Origin of the sequence: Pseudomonas sp. P9_31, assembly GCF_034008235.1 — a bacterium.
Taxonomy (GTDB): domain Bacteria; phylum Pseudomonadota; class Gammaproteobacteria; order Pseudomonadales; family Pseudomonadaceae; genus Aquipseudomonas.
In genome coordinates, this window is sequence record NZ_CP125375.1 from 1026464 (window position 1) to 1042769 (window position 16306).

The window sequence follows — 16306 nt, forward strand, 5'->3', positions numbered from 1 at the left end:
GGTATCTACTGGCAGTTTTTCGTGATCTGTTTCTGTGCTTCGGTGATGCGCTCCTGACGTTGTTGGTCGGTCAGGCGGCGCATCTCACCGTCGACCTCCTCCCGTAGTCGCGGATTGTTCTGCAGTTGAGCCAGGTTCGTTCGGGCCTGCTCGCAGAACACTTTCAGCTGGGCCTGCTGCTCGCCGACCTGTTTTTTTACTTTGTTGTCGATGGCCTTTTGATCGCCTATGACGTTGCCGCGCGGTGGCGTGCTCGGCTTGCCGACGGGCGTGGCAGGCGTCACCACAAGGCTGGCTTCCCGGCCCTGGGGCGGTTGCGCATCGAAATGGGTGACGCCCTGGGCATCGATCCATTTATAGACCTGACCCGCCATGCACAAAGGGCTCAGGCCGATCAGCAAGCCAGCGGTGAAGAAGAACGTTCGCATGCCATTTCCTTGTCATGAGTGCGCAATTGAAGCTAACACACTTGCGGTTTAAAGGTTTTTTCTTGCGTTCTCATGCGCTTAGTTCGAATAAAGCGTATTGACGGCTTGACTTGCGATGGGCGAAACAGAAGAATCCAAAGTCCGCTGTAGAGGGACTGCCAGAAGCAGACCCACTCGGTAGATCATGAGGCGCACATCCGCGCCGACCTGTTACACCCGCAACGCGTTACCTCGCGCTGGGTGGGAAAGGCCCGCAACACTTGGGACGATCCCAATACTTGCTCAGTCAGTGCTGACGTAGTCGGCGACCACCGTCGCTCATGCTCTGCCGAGAAGTAAACCTATTAAGACCCGTCCTCTTTGTATGTGGGCGGTATTCTGGCGTTTTAGAGGTGAACAACGTGGAGCTTTTATCTGGCGGTGAGATGCTCGTCCGCTTTTTGCGTGACGAAGGCGTCAAATATATCTACGGGTACCCGGGTGGTGCTCTTCTTCATGTCTACGATGCCCTGTTCAAAGAACCGGAAGTGACCCACATCCTGGTTCGTCACGAGCAGGCTGCGACCCATATGGCCGACGGCTACGCCCGTGCCACCGGTAAAGCCGGCGTGGTACTGGTCACTTCCGGCCCGGGCGCAACCAACGCCATCACCGGTATTGCCACGGCCTACATGGACTCCATTCCGATGGTGATCATTTCCGGCCAGGTGCCTAGCACCTTGGTAGGCACCGATGCATTCCAGGAAACCGACATGATCGGTATCTCCCGGCCGATCGTGAAGCACAGCTTCATGATCAAGCACGCGTCGGAAATCCCGGAAGTCATGAAGAAAGCGTTCTACCTGGCGCAATCCGGTCGTCCTGGTCCGGTCGTTGTCGATATCCCGAAAGACATGACCAACCCGGCCGAGAAGTTCGAATACATCTTCCCGAAAAAAGCCAAGCTGCGTTCCTACAGTCCGGCTCTTCGCGGTCACTCCGGGCAAATCCGCAAGGCGGCAGAAATGCTCCTGGCGGCCAAGCGTCCTGTGCTTTATGCAGGCGGCGGCGTGATTCTCGGTGGTGGCTCCGCGCCGCTGACCGAACTGGCGAAGATGCTCAACCTGCCAGTGACCAATACCCTGATGGGGCTGGGTGCCTACCCTGGCACCGATCGTCAGTTCATCGGCATGCTCGGCATGCACGGCAGCTACACCGCCAACCTGGCGATGCACCATGCCGACGTGATCCTTGCAGTCGGTGCGCGCTTCGATGACCGCGTGATCAACGGCCCGGCCAAGTTCTGTCCGAATGCCAAGATCATTCATATCGACATTGACCCGGCTTCGATCTCCAAGACCATCAAGGCAGACGTGCCTATCGTCGGCCCGGTCGAGAGTGTCCTGACCGAAATGGTCGCGATCCTCAAGGAAATCGGCGAGACCCCGAACAAGGAGTCCGTTGCCAGCTGGTGGAAGCAAGTTGATGAGTGGCGCGGTGACCGCGGTCTGTTCCCTTACGATAAGGGCGACGGCAGCGTGATCAAGCCGCAGACCGTGATCGAAACCCTGTGCGAAGTGACCAAGGGCGACGCCTTTGTGACCTCCGACGTGGGTCAGCATCAGATGTTCGCGGCGCAGTACTACAAGTTCAACAAGCCGAACCGCTGGATCAACTCCGGTGGCCTGGGCACCATGGGCTTCGGTTTTCCGGCGGCCATGGGCATCAAGCTGAGCTTCCCGGATGACGACGTCGCCTGCGTAACAGGCGAGGGCAGCATCCAGATGAACATTCAGGAACTGTCGACCTGCCTGCAATACGGTTTGCCGGTAAAAATCGTCATCCTGAACAATGGCGTGCTGGGTATGGTTCGCCAGTGGCAGGACATGAGTTACGGCAGCCGTCACTCGCACTCCTACATGGAATCGCTGCCTGACTTCGTCAAACTGGCAGAGGCCTATGGTCACGTTGGCGTGCGCATCACCGACTCGAAAGATTTGAAGTCGAAGATGGAGGAGGCGTTCGCCATGAAAGATCGCCTGGTGGTTATCGATATCTCGGTTGACACCAGCGAGCACGTCTACCCGATGCAGATCAAAGACGGCTCCATGCGCGATATGTGGCTGAGCAAGACGGAGCGTACTTAATCATGCGGCACATTATTTCCTTGCTTCTGGAAAACGAACCGGGCGCTCTGTCTCGTGTAGTGGGTCTGTTCTCGCAGCGCAACTACAACATCGAAAGCCTGACCGTGGCACCCACCGAAGACCCGACCCTGTCGCGTCTGACGTTGACCACGGTCGGCCACGATGAAGTCATCGAGCAGATCACCAAGAACCTGAACAAGCTGATCGAAGTGGTAAAACTGGTCGACCTGTCGGAGAGTGCTCACATCGAGCGCGAACTGATGCTGGTCAAGGTCAAGGCCACCGGCGCCCAGCGCGCCGAGATCAAGCGCACCACCGATATTTATCGTGGGCAGATCGTTGATGTCAGCGCCAGCGTGTATACCGTTCAATTGACCGGTACCAGCGACAAGCTCGACAGCTTCATTCAATCGATCGGCACTGCCTCGATTCTGGAAACCGTACGCAGTGGCGTCACCGGGATTGCCCGCGGCGACAAAGTACTGAGCGTCTAAACCAAATTAGCGAATGGCCTGAAGGGCCAGATATAAAGGGGAAATTCATGAAAGTTTTCTACGATAAAGACTGCGACCTGTCGATCATCCAGGGCAAGAAAGTCGCCATCATCGGTTACGGCTCCCAAGGCCACGCTCAAGCGTGCAACCTGAAAGACTCCGGCGTTGACGTTACCGTTGGCCTGCGTAAAGGTTCGGCCACCGTTGCCAAAGCCGAAGCCCACGGCCTGAAAGTGACCGACGTTGCTTCCGCTGTAGCGGCTGCCGACCTGGTCATGATCCTGACCCCGGACGAGTTCCAGTCTTCCCTGTACAAGAACGAAATTGAGCCGAACATCAAGAAAGGCGCCACCCTGGCCTTCTCCCACGGCTTCGCGATCCACTACAACCAGGTTGTGCCACGCGCTGACCTCGACGTGATCATGATCGCGCCGAAAGCTCCGGGCCACACTGTGCGTTCCGAGTTCGTCAAAGGCGGCGGTATCCCTGACCTGATCGCTATCTACCAGGATGCTTCGGGCAACGCCAAAAACGTTGCACTGTCCTACGCTGCTGGCGTTGGCGGCGGCCGTACCGGCATCATCGAAACCACCTTCAAGGACGAGACCGAGACCGACCTGTTCGGCGAACAAGCCGTTCTGTGCGGCGGTACCGTTGAGCTGGTAAAAGCCGGTTTCGAAACCCTGGTTGAAGCTGGCTACGCGCCGGAAATGGCCTACTTCGAATGCCTGCACGAACTGAAGCTGATCGTTGACCTCATGTACGAAGGCGGTATCGCCAACATGAACTACTCGATCTCCAACAACGCTGAGTACGGCGAGTACGTGACCGGTCCGGAAGTGATCAACGCCGAATCCCGTCAGGCCATGCGCAACGCCCTGAAACGTATTCAGGACGGCGAATACGCCAAGATGTTCATCAGCGAAGGCGCTACCGGTTATCCTTCGATGACCGCCAAGCGTCGTAACAACGCCGCTCACGGTATCGAAATCATCGGCGAGCAACTGCGCTCCATGATGCCGTGGATCGGTGCCAACAAGATCGTCGACAAAGCCAAGAACTAAGTCGCGAGCTTGTACGGAAAACGCGGCCTAGGCCGCGTTTTTTCGTTTGGATCCGCCGGTTCTGGTATAAAGCTGCATCGTTTGCGGTCGAACCGTCGTCCCAGACACCTGTCGAAACTTTCCACCCCGTTGCAAGGTAATGTCCATGAGCGAACGTCCCGAAGAGCCAAAACAGGCTTCTGACGCCGAAAGCCTTCTGCCTATCGATGAACACATCGAAGAAGGGCATGACGCTGAAGGCCGTAAAGTCCGGCATCGTGGTATCTATCTTCTGCCGAATCTGTTCACCACGGCGAACCTCTTCGCAGGGTTCTATTCCATTATCAACTCGATGAGCGCCCAGAGCGCCTTGAGTGCCGGTGATGCAATCGGCGCGAGCAAGTATTTCGCGTTTGCCGCGATCGCGATTTTCGTCGCCATGGTTCTCGATGGCCTTGATGGTCGTGTTGCCCGTATGACCAATACCCAAAGCGCCTTCGGTGCCGAGTACGACTCGCTGTCGGACATGGTTGCCTTTGGTGTTGCGCCGGCATTGCTGGCGTTCGGCTGGGCCTTGGGTGATATGGGCAAGGTCGGCTGGATGGTTGCGTTCATCTATGTGGCGGGGGCGGCGTTGCGTCTGGCGCGTTTCAATACTCAGGTCGGTACGGCAGACAAACGCTACTTCATCGGTCTGGCCAGCCCGGCCGCGGCCGGTGTGGTCGCAGGCATTGTCTGGGCGTTCAGCGATTACGGCATTCAGGGCTCCAAGATGTCGTTCCTGGTTGCTCTGATGGTCGCCGCGGCTGGCATGCTGATGGTCAGTAACATCAAGTACAACAGCTTCAAGGAACTGGACTTGAAGGGGCGCGTTCCCTTTGTCGCGATCCTGGCGGTAGTGCTGGTATTTGCCGTTGTGTTCAGTGATCCGCCGCGCATCCTGCTGCTGGTCTTCCTTGGCTATGCGGCTTCTGGGCCGGTGCAGTACCTGTTACGTCTTCGTCGGCACAAAAAAGCCGAGTGATGTAATTTCCCTCATACTCCGCAGTCTATGGGTGCATCTGTCCTCCAAAGCTGCGGAGTTGTCATGCTGATCAAAGTCCCCAAAGCGTCTGACTGTCATGAGTCTGATGTCACGCCTGAATCTCTCTACCTTTCTCGTCGCAGTATCTTGGGTGCCACCGTTGCCGGTTTGGCTGTGAGCAGTCTGCCGCGCTGGGCGAATGCCGACGATGTTGCGCGTTATGCCGATGTCGAGTCTGGCAAGGCACCGTCCTGGTTTGCCGAAAAACTTCCTTCCACTAAATGGGGGGCGGTCAACGTCAAGGATGAGGCGATCACACCTTTCAAGGACGCGACCCACTACAACAACTTCTATGAGTTCGGTACCGATAAAGGTGATCCCGCGGCCAATGCCGGTGCGCTGAAAACCGAGCCGTGGAGTGTGGTGGTGGACGGGGAGGTGGGTAAGCCGGGGCGGTATGCGCTGGAAGACTTCATGAAGCCTTATCAGCTGGAAGAGCGTATTTATCGTCTTCGCTGTGTGGAGGCCTGGTCGATGGTCATTCCATGGATGGGTTTTCCCATTTCAGCCTTGCTCAGGGAGGTCGAGCCGATGTCCAAAGCCAAATTCATTCGCTTCGAAACCTTGCAGGATCCCACGAGTATGCCCGGACAGCGCTCCGGCTTTGCCTTGATCGACTGGCCTTATGTAGAGGGGTTGCGTCTGGATGAGGCGATGAATCCGTTGGCGATTCTTGCTGTAGGTATGTATGGACGTGAGTTGCCTAATCAGAACGGTGCACCATTGCGTCTGGTGGTGCCCTGGAAGTACGGCTTCAAGAGCATCAAATCCATCGTCCGCATCAGCCTGGTCAGCGAGCAGCCGAAGACTACATGGCAGAGCATTGCGGCAGATGAATATGGCTTTTATGCGAACGTGAATCCGACAGTCGATCACCCGCGCTGGACCCAGGCACGGGAACGGCGTTTGCCGAGTGGTCTGTTCAAGCCCAATGTACGAGAAACGCAAATGTTCAACGGCTACTCGGATGAAGTCGCTTCTTTATATGCAGGGCTCGATCTGCGGAAGAATTACTGATGCGATATCCGTTCTGGCGTATCGGTGTCTTCATCGCTGCAGCGATTTGGCCGCTGCTTTGGTTGTACCAAGCCTGGGCGGATGTGCTGGGGCCTGATCCGGGCAAGGTGCTGGTTGACCGTCTGGGGTTGGGGACACTTGTCCTGTTGCTCATTACGTTAAGCATGACGCCTTTGCAGAAGCTAACCGGTTGGCCGGGATGGATAGTTGTCCGGCGGCAGTTGGGGTTGTGGTGTTTCGCCTATGTGGTTCTGCATTTGAGTGGTTACGCGGTGTTCATCCTTGGCTTCGATTGGTCGCAGCTGAGTGTCGAGTTGCGCAAGCGGCCGTACATTATTGTCGGAACGCTGGGGTTTCTCTGTTTGTTGGCATTGGCAATCACCTCCAATCGTTATAGTCAGCGGCGTTTGGGGGCTCGCTGGAGGAAACTGCACCGACTGGTCTATGTGGTTCTCGGGTTTGGGTTGTTGCATATGTTGTGGATCGTTCGCGCTGATCTGAAGGAGTGGGCTGTCTATGCTTCTATAGGTGCGTTGCTATTAGTACTGCGTTTACCGCCAATAACCCGTCGAATCCCACGTTTAACAGCTAAAAAGACACCTTCCGCCAGAAAAGCGTAATTAACGGTTGACGGCAGATTCTGGACGTCTATAATTCGCCCCACTTCCGGCGCAGTCGAAACGGAAAACTCCTTGGTAAACAATGAGTTACGCAGTTTTCGGCAGTGGTTACGCTTCAGTTCATCGAGGCCAGAAGGAGTTGGTAAGGCAGTGTGTTGTCGCCTTATTGACGGTTCGATCTTCTCGGTCGAAAGCGGAGAAAAACAGGTGTTGACAGCAGCGACTAACGCTGTAGAATTCGCCTCCCGCTAACGAGAGATCGGAAGCGCAAGTGGTTGAAGTTGCAAAGGAAACTTTGAAAACTTCTGAAAATAACCGCTTGACAGCAACAGAGGCTGCTGTAGAATGCGCGCCTCGGTTGAGACGAAAGATCTTAACCAACCGCTCTTTAACAACTGAATCAAGCAATTCGTGTGGGTGCTTGTGGAGTCAGACTGATAGTCAACAAGATTATCAGCATCACAAGTTACTCCGCGAGAAATCAAAGATGTAACCAACGATTGCTGAGCCAAGTTTAGGGTTTCTTAAAAACCCAAAGATGTTTGAACTGAAGAGTTTGATCATGGCTCAGATTGAACGCTGGCGGCAGGCCTAACACATGCAAGTCGAGCGGCAGCACGGGTACTTGTACCTGGTGGCGAGCGGCGGACGGGTGAGTAATGCCTAGGAATCTGCCTGGTAGTGGGGGATAACGCTCGGAAACGGACGCTAATACCGCATACGTCCTACGGGAGAAAGCAGGGGACCTTCGGGCCTTGCGCTATCAGATGAGCCTAGGTCGGATTAGCTAGTTGGTGAGGTAATGGCTCACCAAGGCGACGATCCGTAACTGGTCTGAGAGGATGATCAGTCACACTGGAACTGAGACACGGTCCAGACTCCTACGGGAGGCAGCAGTGGGGAATATTGGACAATGGGCGAAAGCCTGATCCAGCCATGCCGCGTGTGTGAAGAAGGTCTTCGGATTGTAAAGCACTTTAAGTTGGGAGGAAGGGCAGTTACCTAATACGTAATTGTTTTGACGTTACCGACAGAATAAGCACCGGCTAACTCTGTGCCAGCAGCCGCGGTAATACAGAGGGTGCAAGCGTTAATCGGAATTACTGGGCGTAAAGCGCGCGTAGGTGGTTCGTTAAGTTGGATGTGAAATCCCCGGGCTCAACCTGGGAACTGCATTCAAAACTGTCGAGCTAGAGTATGGTAGAGGGTGGTGGAATTTCCTGTGTAGCGGTGAAATGCGTAGATATAGGAAGGAACACCAGTGGCGAAGGCGACCACCTGGACTGATACTGACACTGAGGTGCGAAAGCGTGGGGAGCAAACAGGATTAGATACCCTGGTAGTCCACGCCGTAAACGATGTCAACTAGCCGTTGGGAGCCTTGAGCTCTTAGTGGCGCAGCTAACGCATTAAGTTGACCGCCTGGGGAGTACGGCCGCAAGGTTAAAACTCAAATGAATTGACGGGGGCCCGCACAAGCGGTGGAGCATGTGGTTTAATTCGAAGCAACGCGAAGAACCTTACCAGGCCTTGACATCCAATGAACTTTCCAGAGATGGATTGGTGCCTTCGGGAACATTGAGACAGGTGCTGCATGGCTGTCGTCAGCTCGTGTCGTGAGATGTTGGGTTAAGTCCCGTAACGAGCGCAACCCTTGTCCTTAGTTACCAGCACGTAATGGTGGGCACTCTAAGGAGACTGCCGGTGACAAACCGGAGGAAGGTGGGGATGACGTCAAGTCATCATGGCCCTTACGGCCTGGGCTACACACGTGCTACAATGGTCGGTACAGAGGGTTGCCAAGCCGCGAGGTGGAGCTAATCCCATAAAACCGATCGTAGTCCGGATCGCAGTCTGCAACTCGACTGCGTGAAGTCGGAATCGCTAGTAATCGCGAATCAGAATGTCGCGGTGAATACGTTCCCGGGCCTTGTACACACCGCCCGTCACACCATGGGAGTGGGTTGCACCAGAAGTAGCTAGTCTAACCTTCGGGAGGACGGTTACCACGGTGTGATTCATGACTGGGGTGAAGTCGTAACAAGGTAGCCGTAGGGGAACCTGCGGCTGGATCACCTCCTTAATCGACGACATCAGCTGCTCCATAAGTTCCCACACGAATTGCTTGATTCATTGAAGAAGACGATAAGAAGCAGCCCGAAATTGGGTCTGTAGCTCAGTTGGTTAGAGCGCACCCCTGATAAGGGTGAGGTCGGCAGTTCGAATCTGCCCAGACCCACCAATTTTGCTTGTGTGGGAACGCCTGTAGAAATACGGGGCCATAGCTCAGCTGGGAGAGCGCCTGCCTTGCACGCAGGAGGTCAACGGTTCGATCCCGTTTGGCTCCACCACTACTGCTTCTGTTTGTTGAAAGCTTAGAAATGAGCATTCCATCGTGATGATGGTGAATGTTGATTTCTAGTCTTTGGCTAGATCGTTCTTTAAAAATTTGGGTATGTGATAGAAAGATAGACTGAACGTTACTTTCACTGGTAACGGATCAGGCTAAGGTAAAATTTGTGAGTTTAATCGCGAATTTTCGGCGAATGTCGTCTTCACAGTATAACCAGATTGCTTGGGGTTATATGGTCAAGTGAAGAAGCGCATACGGTGGATGCCTTGGCAGTCAGAGGCGATGAAAGACGTGGTAGCCTGCGAAAAGCTTCGGGGAGTCGGCAAACAGACTTTGATCCGGAGATGTCTGAATGGGGGAACCCACCTAACATAAGTTAGGTATCTTAAGCTGAATACATAGGCTTAAGAAGCGAACCAGGGGAACTGAAACATCTAAGTACCCTGAGGAAAAGAAATCAACCGAGATTCCCTTAGTAGTGGCGAGCGAACGGGGACTAGCCCTTAAGTGGCTTTGAGATTAGCGGAACGCTCTGGAAAGTGCGGCCATAGTGGGTGATAGCCCTGTACGCGAAAATCTCTTAGTCATGAAATCGAGTAGGACGGAGCACGAGAAACTTTGTCTGAATATGGGGGGACCATCCTCCAAGGCTAAATACTACTGACTGACCGATAGTGAACTAGTACCGTGAGGGAAAGGCGAAAAGAACCCCGGAGAGGGGAGTGAAATAGATCCTGAAACCGTATGCGTACAAGCAGTGGGAGCCCACTTTGTTGGGTGACTGCGTACCTTTTGTATAATGGGTCAGCGACTTATTTTCAGTGGCGAGCTTAACCGAATAGGGGAGGCGTAGCGAAAGCGAGTCTTAATAGGGCGTCTAGTCGCTGGGAATAGACCCGAAACCGGGCGATCTATCCATGGGCAGGTTGAAGGTTAGGTAACACTGACTGGAGGACCGAACCGACTACCGTTGAAAAGTTAGCGGATGACCTGTGGATCGGAGTGAAAGGCTAATCAAGCTCGGAGATAGCTGGTTCTCCTCGAAAGCTATTTAGGTAGCGCCTCATGTATCACTGTAGGGGGTAGAGCACTGTTTCGGCTAGGGGGTCATCCCGACTTACCAAACCGATGCAAACTCCGAATACCTACAAGTGCCGAGCATGGGAGACACACGGCGGGTGCTAACGTCCGTCGTGAAAAGGGAAACAACCCAGACCGTCAGCTAAGGTCCCAAAGTTATGGTTAAGTGGGAAACGATGTGGGAAGGCTTAGACAGCTAGGAGGTTGGCTTAGAAGCAGCCACCCTTTAAAGAAAGCGTAATAGCTCACTAGTCGAGTCGGCCTGCGCGGAAGATGTAACGGGGCTCAAACCATACACCGAAGCTACGGGTATCACTTAGGTGATGCGGTAGAGGAGCGTTCTGTAAGCCTGTGAAGGTGAGTTGAGAAGCTTGCTGGAGGTATCAGAAGTGCGAATGCTGACATGAGTAACGACAATGGGTGTGAAAAACACCCACGCCGAAAGACCAAGGTTTCCTGCGCAACGTTAATCGACGCAGGGTTAGTCGGTCCCTAAGGCGAGGCTGAAAAGCGTAGTCGATGGAAAACAGGTTAATATTCCTGTACTTCTGGTTATTGCGATGGAGGGACGGAGAAGGCTAGGCCAGCTTGGCGTTGGTTGTCCAAGTTTAAGGTGGTAGGCTGGAATCTTAGGTAAATCCGGGATTCCAAGGCCGAGAGCTGATGACGAGTGTTCTTTTAGAACACGAAGTGGTTGATGCCATGCTTCCAAGAAAAGCTTCTAAGCTTCAGGTAACCAGGAACCGTACCCCAAACCGACACAGGTGGTTGGGTAGAGAATACCAAGGCGCTTGAGAGAACTCGGGTGAAGGAACTAGGCAAAATGGCACCGTAACTTCGGGAGAAGGTGCGCCGGTGAGGGTGAAGGACTTGCTCCGTAAGCCCACGCCGGTCGAAGATACCAGGCCGCTGCGACTGTTTATTAAAAACACAGCACTCTGCAAACACGAAAGTGGACGTATAGGGTGTGACGCCTGCCCGGTGCCGGAAGGTTAATTGATGGGGTTAGCTAACGCGAAGCTCTTGATCGAAGCCCCGGTAAACGGCGGCCGTAACTATAACGGTCCTAAGGTAGCGAAATTCCTTGTCGGGTAAGTTCCGACCTGCACGAATGGCGTAACGATGGCGGCGCTGTCTCCACCCGAGACTCAGTGAAATTGAAATCGCTGTGAAGATGCAGTGTATCCGCGGCTAGACGGAAAGACCCCGTGAACCTTTACTATAGCTTTGCACTGGACTTTGAATTTGCTTGTGTAGGATAGGTGGGAGGCTTTGAAGCGTGGACGCCAGTTCGCGTGGAGCCATCCTTGAAATACCACCCTGGCAACTTTGAGGTTCTAACTCAGGTCCGTTATCCGGATCGAGGACAGTGTATGGTGGGTAGTTTGACTGGGGCGGTCTCCTCCTAAAGAGTAACGGAGGAGTACGAAGGTGCGCTCAGACCGGTCGGAAATCGGTCGTAGAGTATAAAGGCAAAAGCGCGCTTGACTGCGAGACAGACACGTCGAGCAGGTACGAAAGTAGGTCTTAGTGATCCGGTGGTTCTGTATGGAAGGGCCATCGCTCAACGGATAAAAGGTACTCCGGGGATAACAGGCTGATACCGCCCAAGAGTTCATATCGACGGCGGTGTTTGGCACCTCGATGTCGGCTCATCACATCCTGGGGCTGAAGCCGGTCCCAAGGGTATGGCTGTTCGCCATTTAAAGTGGTACGCGAGCTGGGTTTAGAACGTCGTGAGACAGTTCGGTCCCTATCTGCCGTGGACGTTTGAGATTTGAGAGGGGCTGCTCCTAGTACGAGAGGACCGGAGTGGACGAACCTCTGGTGTTCCGGTTGTCACGCCAGTGGCATTGCCGGGTAGCTATGTTCGGAATAGATAACCGCTGAAAGCATCTAAGCGGGAAACTAGCCTCAAGATGAGATCTCACTGGGACCTTGAGTCCCCTGAAGGGCCGTCGAAGACTACGACGTTGATAGGTTGGGTGTGTAAGCGCTGTGAGGCGTTGAGCTAACCAATACTAATTGCCCGTGAGGCTTGACCATATAACACCCAAGCAATCTGCTGACTCGAGAGAGCACCAGATTGCGGTGTGTGAAGACGAAACGAACCGAAAGTTCGAGTAAAACACACAAACTATCGCATACCCAATTTGCTGAAGCGTCGAAAGACGGTTCGGTACCCGAATTTCTTGACGACCATAGAGCATTGGAACCACCTGATCCCATCCCGAACTCAGCAGTGAAACGATGCATCGCCGATGGTAGTGTGGGGTTTCCCCATGTGAGAGTAGGTCATCGTCAAGATTAAATTCCGAAACCCCTATCTGCATATGCAGGTAGGGGTTTTGTTTTGCCCGCAGAAAAAGTCTACTTCGCTGGCAATACAAAATTGCACAGTTATTTTCGACTCAGAACACTAGAATAGGTCCAACTTTTTTGGAGCCAGAGCCTTTATGCCAGATCCGGTTGACGCCCCTGGGCTGTCAGATTTACCGCTGGACGGTTTGGTAGCGTGTCATGAGTGCGACTTGCTGATGCGCAAGCCTGAACTCGCCCATGGTGAGAAGGCCATTTGTCCACGCTGCGGTTATGAACTGTATGCCCATCGGCACAATGTCGTGCAGCGCAGTCTCGCCCTGGTCATTGCCGCACTGTTGTTGTACATCCCCGCGAACTTTTTACCCATCATGCAGCTCCATCTACTCGGGCAGTCATCGAATGATACTGTCTGGAGCGGCGTTGTCGGCCTGTTCGATACCGGTATGCAGGGCGTAGCAGCAGTGGTATTTCTCTGCAGCATGGGGATTCCACTGCTCAAGCTGCTCTGCCAATTGGTCGTGCTGCTGAGTATCCGCTTCGATATCGGACGCAGTTACGGTTTGCTGCTCTACCGCATTTATCACCATCTACGGGACTGGGGGATGCTCGAGGTTTACCTCATGGGCGTACTGGTTGCGATCGTCAAGTTGGCCGATATGGCGGCGATTACCGTAGGTTTTGGTCTGGCATGCTTTATCAGTTTGTTGTTGGTCCAGGTCTGGCTGGAAGTGGTGATGTCACCGCATCAGATCTGGCAGGCTTTATCAGGAGAAGATGCCCATGCGGGCGATTGATGCGGGCATTCTGATTTGTGGCGAATGCCACGAGTTGAATAAGCAGGAAGCCGACACCGACGAGCAGGTCTGCACCCGCTGCGGTGCGCTGGTTCACGCGCGCCGTCCGAACAGCCTGATGCGTACCTGGGCGCTGCTGGTCACGGCTGCGATTATTTATATCCCGGCCAATGTGCTGCCGATCATGACCGTCAGCTCCCTGGGCCAGGGCGATCCGAGCACCATCATGTCCGGCGTGATCCAACTGGTTCAGCACGGCATGATTCCAATCGCAGCCGTGGTTTTTATCGCCAGTATTCTGGTACCAACGTTCAAACTGGTGGGCATCGGGTTGCTGCTGTTTTCGGTGCAGCGCCGCCAGCCACTCTCGGCACGCCAGCGTATCTGGATGTACCGCTTTATCGAGTTCATCGGCCGCTGGTCGATGCTCGATATTTTTGTGATCGCCATCCTGGTGGCGGTTGTGAATTTCGGACGGCTTGCCAGCGTCGAAGCCAATCTTGGCGCCATCGCCTTCGCCAGTGTGGTGATTCTGACGATGCTTGCCGCAGTAACTTTCGATCCCCGACTGATTTGGGATAACACGGAGTCGGACGACGACCATGACTGAGTTGCCTAAAGCGAAAACCCGACCAGCCTCGAACTGGTCTGCCATTTGGGTGTTGCCCCTGATCGCCTTGCTCATCGGCGGCTGGCTCGCCTGGCGTGCCTACAGCGAGACAGGCATCGAGATTCAGGTGCGCTTCGAAAGTGGTGAAGGCATTCAGGCCAACAAGACCGAAGTCGTCTACAAAGGTATGTCAGTCGGTAAAGTTAAAGCCCTCACTCTCGATGACGAAGGCAGCTCCAAAGGCGTGATCGCCACCGTCGAGATGAACAAGGACGTGGAGCAATACCTCAAGACCAGCACGCGCTTCTGGCTGGTCAAGCCGAGCGTTACCCTGGCCGGTATCACGGGCCTTGAGACGCTCGTCTCGGGTAACTATGTGGCCGTCAGCCCAGGGGAAGGCGAGCCGACCCGCAAGTTCAAGGCCTTGGCCCAAGAACCACCGCTGTCGGACGCCAAGCCCGGTCTGCACCTGACCATCAAGGCCGATCGTCTCGGCTCGCTGAATCGCGGCAGCCCGGTGTTCTACAAGCAGATCCAGGTCGGTCAGATTAAAAGCTACTTGCTGTCCGCGGACCAGAGCACTGTCGAACTCAAAGTCTTCATTGAGCCGACCTACGCCAGCCTGGTGCGTAAACACACGCGTTTCTGGAATGCCAGCGGCATCAGTATCGACGCCAACCTGTCCGGTGTGAAAGTGCGTAGCGAGTCCCTCGCCAGCATCGTCGCCGGTGGTATTGCGTTTGCCACACCGGAAAACCGCAAGGACAGCCCGCCCACCGATCCAAGCCTGCCGTTCCGTCTCTATGAAGACTTCGATGCAGCCGCCGCCGGTATTCGGGTCAAGGTCAAACTCAGCGATTTCGAAGGCCTGCAGGCCGGTCGTACGCCGGTGATGTACAAAGGTATCCAGGTCGGCAATCTGAAAGCGCTCAAGATTGACCCGAACCTGTCCAGTGCGACTGCCGAGTTGACCCTCGATCCGCTGGCCGAAGAGTACCTGGTCACCGGCACGCAGTTCTGGGTGGTCAAACCGTCGATTTCGCTCGCCGGTATTACCGGTCTGGAAGCGTTGGTCAAAGGTAACTACATCGCCGTGCGCCCCGGCGACAAGGGCGGCGCACCACAGCGCGAGTTCGAAGCACGGGCCAAGGCGCCGCCGCTGGATCTGCGTTCGCCGGGCCTGCATCTGGTGCTGTTCACCGACAATCTCGGTTCTCTGGAGGTCGGCAGTCCGATTCTCTACAAGCAGGTCAAGGTGGGTTCGGTGCAGAGCTACCAGTTCTCCCGTACTAAAAAGCAGCTGGTGATCGGTGTGCACATCGAGAAGGAATACGAAGGGCTGGTCAACGCCTCGACGCGTTTCTGGAATGCCAGCGGCATTACGCTAACGGGTGGACTGACCGGCGGCATCCAGGTCAAAAGTGAGTCGTTGCAAAGCCTGATGGCTGGCGGCATTGCCTTCGAAACCCCGGAAGCCAAAGCGCCGTTGCAGAAGCGGATTCCACGTTTCCGGCTGTTCGCCAACCATGACGAGGCGACGCAGAAAGGTGCCGTGGTGACCATCAAGGTTGATCGCGCCGATGGCCTTCGCACGGGCACACCGATTCGATTCAAAGGCCTGGACGTTGGCAAGATCGAGGACGTCGACCTCAGTGACGACTTGCAATCAGTGCTACTGACGGCGCGGATCAGTGAAGTGCCGGAGCGTATCGCTCGGGTGGGCAGTCAGTTCTGGGTGGTCAAACCTGAATTGGGTCTGATCAAGACGTCCAACCTCGAGACACTGGTGACCGGGCAGTACATCGAAGTGCAGCCAGCGCCGAAGAACCTCGGCCCGCAAAAGAACTTCGTGGCTTTGACCAATCCTCCGGAAACCGCCAAGGAAGAGGCCGGTTTGAGCCTGGTGTTGAGCGCTGCTCGTCGGGGATCGCTGAAGACCGGCGTGCCCGTCACCTATCGCGAAATCACGGTAGGCAAGGTGACCGGTTATGAACTGGGCCAGACGGCTGATCGAGTGTTGGTGCACATCCTGATCGAGCCCAAATACGCGCCACTGGTGCGCAGCGGCACGCGGTTCTGGAACACCAGTGGTTTTGGTTTTGACTACGGCTTGTTCAAAGGCGCGACCATACGCACCGAATCGCTGGAGACGCTGATTCAGGGCGGCATCGCCTTTGCCACACCGGATGGCGACCGCATGGGTGTTCCGGCGCGGCCCGAGCAAACGTTCCCGTTGTTCGACAAGTTCGAAGATGAATGGCTGACTTGGGCGCCGAAGATCTCGATCGGCAAGTAGTTTATCGGCCTCAAACTCACAGAAAGTCTTCAGTCATTG

At 54.9% G+C, this 16306-nt stretch carries 10 protein-coding genes, 2 tRNA genes and 3 rRNA genes; 14 read left to right on the forward strand and 1 reads right to left on the reverse strand.

The window, feature by feature from the left end:
- Positions 1-5 precede the first annotated feature (5 nt).
- On the reverse strand, positions 6-428 hold the full coding sequence (locus QMK51_RS04740) for a DUF4124 domain-containing protein (protein WP_320393297.1): 423 nt from the start codon (positions 426-428) through the stop codon (positions 6-8).
- Between the two features lie 401 nt (positions 429-829).
- Between QMK51_RS04740 and QMK51_RS04745 the strand changes: the two genes are divergently transcribed.
- The 14 genes from QMK51_RS04745 (at position 830) to QMK51_RS04810 (ending at position 16267) form a co-directional block, all read left to right on the forward strand.
- A complete protein-coding gene (locus QMK51_RS04745; protein WP_320393298.1) occupies positions 830-2554 on the forward strand; it encodes an acetolactate synthase 3 large subunit in 1725 nt (574 codons plus the stop codon).
- 2 nt (positions 2555-2556) lie between these two features.
- Positions 2557-3048, forward strand: coding sequence for an acetolactate synthase small subunit (ilvN, locus tag QMK51_RS04750; protein WP_057008762.1), 492 nt, complete (start codon positions 2557-2559; stop codon positions 3046-3048).
- Between the two features lie 47 nt (positions 3049-3095).
- Entirely contained in the window at positions 3096-4112 is a 1017-nt protein-coding gene (gene ilvC, locus QMK51_RS04755) for a ketol-acid reductoisomerase (RefSeq protein ID WP_003228216.1), read from the forward strand.
- A gap of 145 nt (positions 4113-4257) precedes the next feature.
- Positions 4258-5115, forward strand: a complete 858-nt coding sequence (gene pssA, locus QMK51_RS04760) for a CDP-diacylglycerol--serine O-phosphatidyltransferase (protein WP_095055878.1) — start codon at positions 4258-4260, stop codon at positions 5113-5115.
- 63 nt (positions 5116-5178) lie between these two features.
- Positions 5179-6192, forward strand: a complete 1014-nt coding sequence (gene msrP, locus QMK51_RS04765; RefSeq protein WP_320393299.1) for a protein-methionine-sulfoxide reductase catalytic subunit MsrP — start codon at positions 5179-5181, stop codon at positions 6190-6192.
- A complete protein-coding gene (msrQ, locus tag QMK51_RS04770) occupies positions 6192-6812 on the forward strand; it encodes a protein-methionine-sulfoxide reductase heme-binding subunit MsrQ (protein WP_320393300.1) in 621 nt (206 codons plus the stop codon). Before msrP ends, msrQ begins: the two co-directional genes overlap by 1 nt.
- Before the next feature lie 544 nt (positions 6813-7356).
- Positions 7357-8895, forward strand: a 16S ribosomal RNA gene (locus QMK51_RS04775).
- An 82-nt stretch (positions 8896-8977) separates the two neighbouring features.
- Positions 8978-9054, forward strand: a tRNA-Ile gene (locus QMK51_RS04780).
- 33 nt (positions 9055-9087) lie between these two features.
- Positions 9088-9163: transfer RNA gene (locus QMK51_RS04785), tRNA-Ala, on the forward strand.
- A gap of 236 nt (positions 9164-9399) precedes the next feature.
- Positions 9400-12291, forward strand: a 23S ribosomal RNA gene (locus QMK51_RS04790).
- A gap of 145 nt (positions 12292-12436) precedes the next feature.
- A 5S ribosomal RNA gene (gene rrf, locus QMK51_RS04795) occupies positions 12437-12552 on the forward strand.
- Together the 16S, 23S and 5S rRNA genes with 2 tRNA genes alongside form the textbook arrangement of a ribosomal RNA operon.
- Before the next feature lie 149 nt (positions 12553-12701).
- Positions 12702-13361, forward strand: a complete 660-nt coding sequence (locus QMK51_RS04800; RefSeq protein WP_320393301.1) for a paraquat-inducible protein A — start codon at positions 12702-12704, stop codon at positions 13359-13361.
- A complete protein-coding gene (locus QMK51_RS04805) occupies positions 13348-13971 on the forward strand; it encodes a paraquat-inducible protein A (protein ID WP_258699070.1) in 624 nt (207 codons plus the stop codon). Before QMK51_RS04800 ends, QMK51_RS04805 begins: the two co-directional genes overlap by 14 nt.
- Positions 13964-16267 carry an intermembrane transport protein PqiB gene (locus QMK51_RS04810; RefSeq protein ID WP_320393302.1) on the forward strand — a complete coding sequence of 768 codons (2304 nt, stop codon included), beginning with the start codon at positions 13964-13966 and terminating at the stop codon, positions 16265-16267. Before QMK51_RS04805 ends, QMK51_RS04810 begins: the two co-directional genes overlap by 8 nt.
- Positions 16268-16306: the final 39 nt, after the last annotated feature.